The sequence below is a fragment of the Humidesulfovibrio sp. genome (assembly GCF_035560995.1).
Taxonomy (GTDB): domain Bacteria; phylum Desulfobacterota; class Desulfovibrionia; order Desulfovibrionales; family Desulfovibrionaceae; genus Humidesulfovibrio.
Genome location: NZ_DATMYK010000286.1, coordinates 1 through 9,310, shown reverse-complemented (window position 1 = coordinate 9,310; position 9,310 = coordinate 1). Strand labels below are relative to the sequence as shown.

General features: G+C 62.9%; 11 protein-coding genes and 1 tRNA gene. 11 read left to right on the top strand and 1 reads right to left on the bottom strand.

Translation table 11 applies throughout. From position 1 onward, the window contains the following. From VN419_RS11185 to VN419_RS11155, 7 genes are all read left to right on the top strand, one after another. Window positions 1–380 (top strand): PDZ domain-containing protein (locus VN419_RS11185; RefSeq protein ID WP_325647311.1); only part of this gene is annotated, 380 nt, incomplete at its 5' end. Window positions 381–438: 58 nt separating this feature from the next. Continuing rightward, window positions 439–1,335, top strand: coding sequence for a 4-(cytidine 5'-diphospho)-2-C-methyl-D-erythritol kinase (gene ispE / locus VN419_RS11180; protein WP_325647310.1), 897 nt, complete (start codon window positions 439–441; stop codon window positions 1,333–1,335). Further along, window positions 1,315–1,389: transfer RNA gene (locus tag VN419_RS11175), tRNA-Gln, on the top strand. The genes ispE and VN419_RS11175 overlap by 21 nt, the downstream gene beginning before the upstream one ends. 22 nt (window positions 1,390–1,411) lie before the next feature. Next, window positions 1,412–2,356: a ribose-phosphate pyrophosphokinase gene (locus VN419_RS11170; protein ID WP_325647309.1), complete on the top strand. Its 945-nt coding sequence runs from the start codon at window positions 1,412–1,414 to the stop codon at window positions 2,354–2,356. A 47-nt stretch (window positions 2,357–2,403) separates the two neighbouring features. Next, window positions 2,404–3,000: a 50S ribosomal protein L25 gene (locus tag VN419_RS11165; RefSeq protein ID WP_325647308.1), complete on the top strand. Its 597-nt coding sequence runs from the start codon at window positions 2,404–2,406 to the stop codon at window positions 2,998–3,000. A 123-nt stretch (window positions 3,001–3,123) separates the two neighbouring features. Next, on the top strand, window positions 3,124–3,771 hold the full coding sequence (pth, locus tag VN419_RS11160; RefSeq protein WP_325647307.1) for an aminoacyl-tRNA hydrolase: 648 nt from the start codon (window positions 3,124–3,126) through the stop codon (window positions 3,769–3,771). A gap of 48 nt (window positions 3,772–3,819) precedes the next feature. Continuing rightward, a complete protein-coding gene (locus VN419_RS11155) occupies window positions 3,820–4,347 on the top strand; it encodes a CarD family transcriptional regulator (RefSeq protein WP_325647306.1) in 528 nt (175 codons plus the stop codon). A 337-nt stretch (window positions 4,348–4,684) separates the two neighbouring features. Here VN419_RS11155 and VN419_RS11150 read toward each other — a convergent pair whose 3' ends face one another. Next, the gene (locus VN419_RS11150) at window positions 4,685–4,843 is read right to left on the bottom strand and encodes a hypothetical protein (protein WP_325647305.1); all 159 of its coding nucleotides are present in this window, start codon (window positions 4,841–4,843) and stop codon (window positions 4,685–4,687) included. Window positions 4,844–4,861: 18 nt separating this feature from the next. Between VN419_RS11150 and rho the strand changes: the two genes are divergently transcribed. From rho to VN419_RS11130, 4 genes are all read left to right on the top strand, one after another. Next, window positions 4,862–6,157, top strand: a complete 1,296-nt coding sequence (rho, locus tag VN419_RS11145; RefSeq protein ID WP_325647304.1) for a transcription termination factor Rho — start codon at window positions 4,862–4,864, stop codon at window positions 6,155–6,157. Between the two features lie 219 nt (window positions 6,158–6,376). Further along, a complete protein-coding gene (locus tag VN419_RS11140; protein WP_325647303.1) occupies window positions 6,377–7,804 on the top strand; it encodes a M48 family metalloprotease in 1,428 nt (475 codons plus the stop codon). 48 nt (window positions 7,805–7,852) lie between these two features. Further along, window positions 7,853–8,824 carry a bifunctional riboflavin kinase/FAD synthetase gene (locus VN419_RS11135; protein ID WP_325647302.1) on the top strand — a complete coding sequence of 324 codons (972 nt, stop codon included), beginning with the start codon at window positions 7,853–7,855 and terminating at the stop codon, window positions 8,822–8,824. A 41-nt stretch (window positions 8,825–8,865) separates the two neighbouring features. After that, a partial coding sequence (locus tag VN419_RS11130; RefSeq protein WP_325647301.1) for a macro domain-containing protein occupies window positions 8,866–9,310 on the top strand: 445 nt, incomplete at its 3' end.

Genomic DNA, 9,310 nt, shown 5'->3' with positions numbered 1-9,310 from the left:
TGCAGGACGTGAGCATCACCCTCGGCGAGCGCAAGCCCAACTTCGTGGCCGAGCAGCAGGACAAGAGCCCCAAGAGCAAGGCTTCAGCCACCATGCTCGGCCTGTCCATACGCCCGGTGGATGGCGGCGAGGAGGCCCAGGCCTTGGGCCTGCAGAAGCCGCAAGGCTTGCTGGTGACGGAGATTCAGCCCGGCAGCCAAGCCTCCCAGGTGGACATCCAGCCCGGTGATGTGATTATTGAGGCCAACCAACAGGGCGTGAACACAACCGAGCAGCTCAAGACCATCGTGGCCGATTCCAAGCAGAAGGGGCTGGTCATGCTGCTCTTGAAGCGCCAGGGACGCAACTTCCTGCGCGCCATCCCCCTGGACAAGAAATAGCATTCCGTGCAGAGGTGGGGGGGCAAACGCTCCCCCACCCTGTAACCCTCCCCACGCCATGCCCGAAACCCTCCAGGCTCCGGCCAAGATCAACCTCTCCCTGTTCGTCACCGGCAGGCGCGAGGACGGCTACCATACAATAGAGAGCCTGTTTGTGCCCGTGCCAGGCCTGGCCGATACCCTGGAGATCAGCTCCGGCGCGCCCGGTTCCGGCTGCCGCGTTTCGCCACTGCTGCCCGGCTGCCCGGAGGAGAAAAACCTCGTGTTCCGGGCTTGGTGGGCCTATGCCGAGGCCACGGATTTCGCACCGGACATCAGTGTGCGTTTGATCAAGCGCATCCCCACCGGGGCGGGGCTTGGCGGCGGCAGCAGCGACGCCGCGGCCATGCTGCGCTGGCTGGAGGCCAAGGCCGGGGCCAAGGCCTTAGGACCCGCAGGGCTGAACGCCTTGGCGGCGAAGCTCGGCGCGGACGTCGCCTTCTTTCTGCTTTCCGGTCCGGCTATTGCCAGGAGCATCGGCGAGGAGCTGACGCCGGTGGAGCTTGATCTTTCGCCCTTCACCCTTGTGCTGGCCCTGCCGGAGGTACACGTTTCCACCCCATGGGCCTATCAGGCCTGGGACCAGTGGGAGACGTTGAAAAACCCTGCCCGGAGCGGTGCGGATTGCTTGACAAGCACCACAACGGCGAATAAGAGACGTGTTTCCCTTTCGCCCGTTGTGGCCCGGAACGACTTCGAGGTCGTCGTCTTTCCGGTTCACGCTGCGTTGCGCGCGATCAAGGAGCAGTTGCTCCGGCTTGGAGCAATCAGCGCGGTGATGAGCGGAAGTGGAGCGGGGATTGCCTCCCTGTTCCGGGACAGCCGACAGGCGCGGAATGCAGCGGAAGCATTGCGGCAAGATGGCGTGCCCGTCCATGTGGAGACCCAGAGACACTGGGGTGTTGCCAAGCGGTAAGGCGACGGGTTTTGGTCCCGTTATTCGAGGGTTCGAGTCCTTCCACCCCAGCCATTGCACGCGAAGGAAAGCAAAAATGTCTGGCACTAGCGACCTGAAGATTCTGAGCGGTTCGGCCAACGTTGACCTTGCCGAGTCCATCTGCGGCCACATCGGCTGCCGCCTCACTCCGGTGCTGCGCGAGCAGTTCAGTGACGGCGAGATCCGCATCGAGATCGGCGACAACGTGCGCGGCGATGACGTGTTCGTTGTGCAGCCCACCAGCTCCCCCGTGAATTTCCACCTCATGGAGCTGTGCCTGCTCATCGACGCGTTGAAGCGCGCCAGCGCCCGGCGCATAACCGCCGTGGTGCCCTACTACGGCTATGCCCGCCAGGACCGCAAAGTGGTGCCGCGCGTGCCCATCAGCGCCAAGCTGGTGGCTGATTTCCTGTCTGTGGCGGGCATGCACCGCCTCATGACCATCGACCTGCACGCGGGCCAGATCCAGGGCTTCTTCAACTGCCCGGTGGACAACCTCTTCGCCGCGCCGGTCTTCCTGGACTACTTCCGCGATCTGGGCGACGAGATCGTCGTGGTCTCGCCCGATGCGGGCGGCGTGGAGCGCGCCCGCGCTTACGCCAAGCGCATGGACGCCGGGCTGGCCATCGTGGACAAGCGCCGCGACGCGCCCAACCAGGCCAAGGCCATGCACCTCATCGGTTCCGTTCAGGGCAAGACCGCCATTGTACTGGACGACATGGTCGACACCGCGGGCACCATGTGCGCCGCCGGCCAGGTCCTGGCCGACAACGGCGCCAACAAGATCCTGGCCTGCGCCACCCACCCCGTGCTTTCCGGTCCGGCCATCGAGCGCCTGGACAAATCGGTATTTTCGCAGATATTGGTGACGGACACCATCCCCCTGGACGCCCGCAAGCGGACGTGCCAGAAGATTCAGGTGCTGTCCGTGGCCGAACTCCTGGCCAGGGCCATTATGAACGTCCACGGAGAAGCTTCCGTCAGCGTTCTTTTTGTATAAACAAAATTTCTGGCGGTACTTAAGCCCGCTTGAGAAAGGAGACGACCATGGCTGAACTGATGAAGCTTTCCGTGAGCCCCCGCGCCGAGAAGGGCAAATGCCCCTGCCGTCGCATCCGCACCCAGAACCTGGTGCCCGGCATCTACTACAACCAGCAGGGCGAAAACATCGCCGTGCAGGTGGAGATGCTGCCCCTGACCAAGCTGCACGCCAAGCTTGGCAGCTCCCGCGTGTTCAACCTGGAGATCGAGCAGGACGGCAAGACTTCCACCCTGCCCTCCCTGTTCAAGAGCGTGCAGTACGACCCCATCAAGTCGAGCCCGATCCACGTCGACTTCTACGGCGTCGATCTGGACCGCGACATCAAGGTCGACGTGCGCGTCGTTGTTGAAGGCAAGGCCAAGGGCATCATCATGGGTGGCCAGCTGGAAGTCTTCCGCGACAGCATCGAAGTCGTCTGCAAGCCGCTTGACGTGCCCGAGAAGATCGTCATCGACGTCACCGACCTGGATATCGGTGTGAACCTGCACATCGGCGACGTGAAGCTGCCCGCCGGCGTGCGCGCGGTGTTCGACGAGAGCTACTCCGTCGTCGGCGTCGTTGCCGTTGAGGCCGAAGAGGCCAAGCCCGGCGACGCGAAGTAGACGGACCTGCTGGATCGATTTCCGGCCCAAAGCCGGTCATGATGGCGGGGGGGCCCTGGCTCCCCCGCCTTTTCCGGCTTATTCCACCAGTCGTTCGCGCCATTGCGGCGGCGTGGGAACTCCATGGACAGCACTCCCCTCATCATCGCGCTGGGCAATCCCGGCCCGCAGTACGAGCGCACCCGGCACAACTTCGGCTTCATGGTGGCTCAGGCCATCCTTGAGCAGGCCGCGGGCCGCAAGAGCATGAACCTGAAGACACTGCAGCAAGGCGGCGACTTCGAGCTGTATTCCCTGACCCTTGGCGGAGTGGGCTGCCTTCTGACCCGGCCACAGACCTTCATGAACCTGTCCGGCCGTGCAGTGGCGCGCATTATGGGCCGCTACGGCATCGCCACCGCGAACATGGTGGTGCTGCACGACGAGTTGGACCTGCCCCTGGGACGCATGAAGCTCAAGCGCGGCGGCGGCAGCAACGGCCATCGCGGCGTCGAGTCCATTGCCGAGCATACCGGCAGCGAAGACTTCCTGCGCCTGCGCCTGGGCATCGGACGTCCGCAGTATTCGGCCGATGTTGCCAAATACGTTCTGGAGAATTTTGGCGACGCGGAACTCCCTGCCGTTCTGGACCTGTGCGAGGCGGCCCTGAAAGGCTTGACCCTGCTGTTCCGGCGGGGCCAGACCGAGGCCGTGCAGATGCTGAACGCTTTCCGCCTGCCGAAGGTTTCGGCCCCTGCCGAGAAGATGGACACTCCCGGCACATTGGGGTAGTGTGAACATTCACCGGAAATGTATTCTCCCCACGTGGAAGGAGTTTGAGTGTTTCAAATCAACGAGTTGGTGGTCTATCCCGCACAAGGGGTCGGCCGCATTGAACGCATCGACAGCCAGGAGATTGGCGGAGCTCGCGCGGATTATTACATCGTCCGCATCCTGAGCAATTCCGTCACCCTTATGGTGCCGGTGAAAAACGCCCACAATGTGGGGCTGCGCCATGTGTGCAGCCTGGAAAGCGGGCAGGCTGTTTTTGAGTCCTTGAAAGACCGGACCGGGTTCACCGGGTACACTGGACAGAATTGGAACCGGCGCTACCGCGAGTACTCCGAAAAGCTCAAGAGCGTGGACCTGGCCGATGTGGCTTACGTGCTCAAGGAGCTGTACCTCATCGGCATGGACAAGGAACTTTCCTTCGGGGAGCGCCGCCTGCTGGAGCAGGCCATGACCCTGGTCTCCATGGAGTTGGCCTATTCCCTCGACCGCGACCAGGCCGACGTCAAGGCGGACATCAATGAAATGTTTGCCGATGTCATCATGAAACAGCAGGAAAAGTTGCAAAAAGCAAAGTAGCCCCTTGTCAACGCCATTCCTTTCAGGTAGGCGCTAGTTTCAGCGCGATCGCGCGGCATATTTCCCTTCCGCAACTGGCAGAATACCACTCGGATACCCGTTCCCGCTGGTACAGACATGAAATATGCCCAACCATGCCCTGCACTGTTCAGGGCTTGGATGCTGGACACCAGCCGCGCAACCACCAGACACCGCGATTTTCCGACTTGAAGCCCTCATCGTGAGGCGCGCACTTTCCATAAACCTCATCCCACGGAGCGTGAGGCTTTCAATGCCCCGCGAAAAACAACCCAATCAGCCCCACAAGAGTCGTTCACAGGACCGTTCCCAAGATCGTTCAGACCGTCCGGCCCGCGCAGAGCATTCCGATCGGCCCGAACGGCAGGAACGCGCCCCGCGCCAGCACCAGGAACGCGGAAACCATGATCGTGGCAACCAGGCCCGCGGGAACCATGGCGGCGGAAACCAGGCAGGCGGAAACCAGGGCGGCGTTCAAGAACGCGAGCAGGACCGCATGCAGGACTATGTAGAGGAAGACTACGTCTCCACCTCTGAAAACAAGCTGAACCTCACCGACCTGAAGCAGAAGAGCATGCCGGAACTCATGGAGTTGGCCAACAACTTCAAGATCGAGAATCCGAGCAACCTGCGCAAGCAGGAGCTGATCTTCGCCCTGCTGCAGGAATGCGCCTCGCAGAACGGCCAGATCTTCGGTGAAGGCGTGCTTGAAATCCTGCCCGACGGCTTCGGCTTCCTGCGCTCTCCGCTCTACTCCTACATGCCCGGCCCGGACGACATCTACATCTCGCCTTCGCAGATCCGCCGCTTCGGCCTGCGCAAGGGCGACGTCATCTCTGGCCAGATCCGCCCGCCCAAAGAAGGCGAGCGCTACTTCGCCCTCCTGAAGGTCAGCGAGATCGGTTTCGAACCGCCAGAGGCCAGCAAGCATCTGGTGCTCTTCGACAACCTGACCCCGCTCTACCCGGACAAGCGCTTTCTCATGGAGAACGGCGCTGAGAACTACGGTTCCCGCGTCATCGACCTCCTCGCCCCCATCGGCCGCGGCCAGCGCGGCCTCATCGTGGCCCCGCCGCGCACCGGCAAGACCATGATGCTCCAGACCATCGCCAACTCCATCAACGCCAATCACCCCGAGGTCTACCTCATCGTCCTGCTCATCGACGAGCGGCCCGAAGAAGTGACCGACATGGAGCGCACCGTCCGGGCGGAGGTCATCAGCTCCACCTTCGACGAGCCGCCCACCCGCCACGTGCAGGTGACGGAAATGGTGCTGGAGAAGGCCAAACGACTGGTCGAGCGCAAGCGCGACGTTGTCATCCTGCTTGATTCCATCACCCGACTGGGGCGCGCCTACAACGCCGTCACCCCGTCCTCGGGCCGCGTGCTCTCCGGCGGTCTGGATGCCAACGCCATGCAGCGCCCCAAGCGCTTCTTCGGCGCCGCGCGCAACATCGAATCCGGCGGCAGCCTGACCATCATCGCCACCGCCCTCATCGACACCGGTTCCCGCATGGACGAGGTTATCTTCGAGGAGTTCAAGGGCACCGGCAACATGGAGATCTACCTGGACCGCCACCTCTCGGAGAAGCGCGTGTTCCCGGCCATCGACATCAACCGCTCCGGCACCCGCAAAGAAGAGCTGCTGTTGGACGACGAGGTGTTGAACCGCGTGTGGATCCTGCGCAAGGTGCTCTCGCCCATGAATTCCATCGATTCCATGGAGTTCTTGCTGGACAAGATGCGCAAGACCAAAAACAACAACGAGTTCCTGAACATAATGAACAAGTAACCACTTGTTTTTGCATAATGTTCCCAAAAGGATGCGCCCTGGGCGCATCCTTTTTTCTTTTACCGACTTGTGCTATGGAAATCAGGTCATGGCTGCCGCACTGTCCGGCCGCCGCAACACCTGGATGGGCGCATGACTTATCGTTTCAAGCCACTTTTCCGGCTCCTCGTCGTTTCCGCCCTGGCAATTGCACTCGCCGCTCCTGCGCAGGCCGCCGGCATGTTCGGATCCATCTCCGTGGCCGACGAAATCGAGATGGGCAAGAAATTCGACGATACCATCCGCGCGCAGATGGGCTTTGTGGACGACCCCGAGGTCGTCTTCTATGTCAAAGGCGTGGTGGACCGCGTGGCCAAGGCCCTGCCGCCCCAGCCTTATCCCATCAAAAGCGCTGTGGTGGGCAACAGCGCCATGAACGCCTTCGCCATTCCCGGCGGCTACATCTATATCTTCACCGGGCTCATCCTGGGCGTAGAGAACGAGGACGAGCTGGCCGCGGTCATCGGGCACGAGCTCGGTCACGTCACCGAACGACATGTGGCCAAGCGCATGGAGCAAATGAAGTACCTGAACATCGCCTCCATCTCCGGCATGGTTGCAGGCGTGCTGCTAGGCTCCGGAGGGGGCACCAGCGGCGCCAACATGGGCAAGGCTCTCACCTTCGGCTCCATGGCCGGGGCCCAGTCGGCCTTCCTCATGTACACGCGGGAAAATGAGCGCGAGGCCGACCACGTGGGAATGAATTATCTCATCAAATCCGGCTACAACCCCAACGCCATGCCGCAAACCTTCGAGCTGATGAACAAGAAACGCTGGTTCATGAGCGGCGACAACATTCCGTCCTACCTTTCCACCCACCCGGGCCTGGACGAACGCATCAGCTACCTGCGCGACCGCATCAAACTCATGCCGTCCGACATCATCCGTCGCGAATTCGAACGCGACCGTTTCCTGCGGGTGCAGACCATCCTGCGCGCGCGCATGACCTCGCCAGAGACCGCCCTGGCCTACTACGACAGCAAGCCAAAAGCTGAACTCTCTTGCCTGGATCAGGCCGGCCGGGGCATCGTCCTGGATCGCCTGAAGCGCCAGCAGCAGGCCGACCAAGCCTTCACAAACGCCCTGGCCTGCGGCCCGGACGATCCCCTTGTGCTGCGCGAGGCGGGCATGTTCTTCTTCAACCAGGGCAACACGAACAAGGCCGCGCCGCTTTTGCAGAAGGCCGCGATCCTGAACCCGCGCGACGCCATGAGCATGTTCTTCACCGCGCGCATCATGGCCGAAAGGAAGGACTACACCGGGGCCATAAGCCTGATGGAGCGCGTGGTGCGCGAGGTGCCGCAGGACGCCGAAGTGCGCTTCCATCTCGGACGCATCAAGGGCGAAAACGGCGACCTCTTCGGCGCACATCTGCAACTCAGCTACTCTTTCCACTACGGGCGCGACAAGCAGAAGGCCGAATTCCACTTGGCCAAGGCCAAGACCCTGGCTGCCACCGACGAGCAGAAACGCCAGCTGGAAGACCTGCAGCGCGTTATCAGCGGCCCAAGCGACGAGAACAAGGACGGCAAGGATGGCGGCAAAGGCGGAAGCAAGGGCAACCGCTCGGGCGGTTCCGCCAAGGCCCAACGGCTCCAGCTGTTCTAACGCGCATCGACATTCCACGCACAGCACGTAAGGATACCGCACACGCACATGATCGCCGCACGCACCATCGACGAACTTCACGAGACCATTTCCGGCTCCTGCGTCACCATCGGCAACTTCGACGGCGTTCACCTGGGACACCAGCGCCTTATGGCGCGCACCTGCGCCAAGGCCCGGAAGCGCGGGCTGGTGTCCGTGGTCGTCACCTTCGATCCGCACCCCATGACCGTGCTCATGCAGAAGACGCCGCCCTTCATCACCAGCACGGCCCAGCGCCTCAAATTCATTGAGCAGCAGGGCCCCAACGTGACCCTGGTGCTCGAGTTCACCCGGCAGATGGCCGCGCTGGAGCCGGAGGAGTTCGTGCGCCGCTATCTGGTGGAAGGCCTGAATCTGAAGGAACTGGTCATCGGCTACGACTACGCCATGGGCAAGGGCCGCAAGGGCAACTTCGACCTGCTCACCGCCCTCGGGTGCGACATGGGCTTCGGCGTAGAACGCCTGGACCCGGTCATTGTGGGCGGGGCCGTGGTCAGCTCCACGCGCATCCGCGACCTCATCCAGTCCGGCAACGTGTGGGATGCGCGGCCCCTGCTCGGCCGCTTCTTCGAGGTCGAGGGCGAGGTGGTGGACGGCATGAAGCGCGGCGCATCCAAGCTGGGCTTTCCCACGGCCAATCTGCGCCTTTCGGGCACGCTGCTGCCTAAGCCCGGCGTGTACGCCGTGTGGGCCGAGGTGGAGGGAGAGATCTGCCAGGCCGTGGCCAACGTGGGCTACAACCCCACCTTCGGCGACACGGGCCTGACCCTTGAGGCGCACATCCTGGATTTCAACCGCAGCATCTATGGCCAGCGAGTGGCGCTTCAGTTCGTGCAGCGTCTACGCTCCGAGCGCAAATTCGATAGCCTGGAGGCCCTCAAGGCACGCATTGCCGACGACGTGCGCCTGGGCCGCGTTATCTTGGCCACCGCCGACGCCCAGCCCGGCGCGGACCCCAGCGGCGACGACGACGACGCCTAGCCCTGGCGAAAAGCGGTCTAATGCCCGCGGAGGCCCTGTTCATGCCGGTTTGGACATTTGCCCAAGGATCTCTGGAGCTTTTGGAGGGCGATCTGACGCGGGCGGACACTGACGCCATCGTCAATGCGGCCAATTCCGGCCTGCTCGGCGGCGGCGGTGTGGATGGAGCCATCCACCGCGCGGCCGGACCGGAGCTGCTTGCGGCCTGCCGGAACATCATAGCCGAAATCGGCAGCCTGCCAGCCGGCCAGGCGGTCATCACTCCCGGCTTCCGGCTTGCGGCGCGCTTGGTCATCCACACGGTGGGGCCCATCTGGCGCGGCGGCACAGCGGGCGAGGAAACGCTGCTGCGTTCGGCCTATGCCAACTGCCTGCGGCTTGCGCGGGAAAACGCCCTGGCCAGCGTGGCCTTTCCGGCCATCAGCTGCGGATCGTACGGGTACCCGCTGCCCCAGGCCGCCCCCCTCGCCCTGGCCGAGCTGCGCC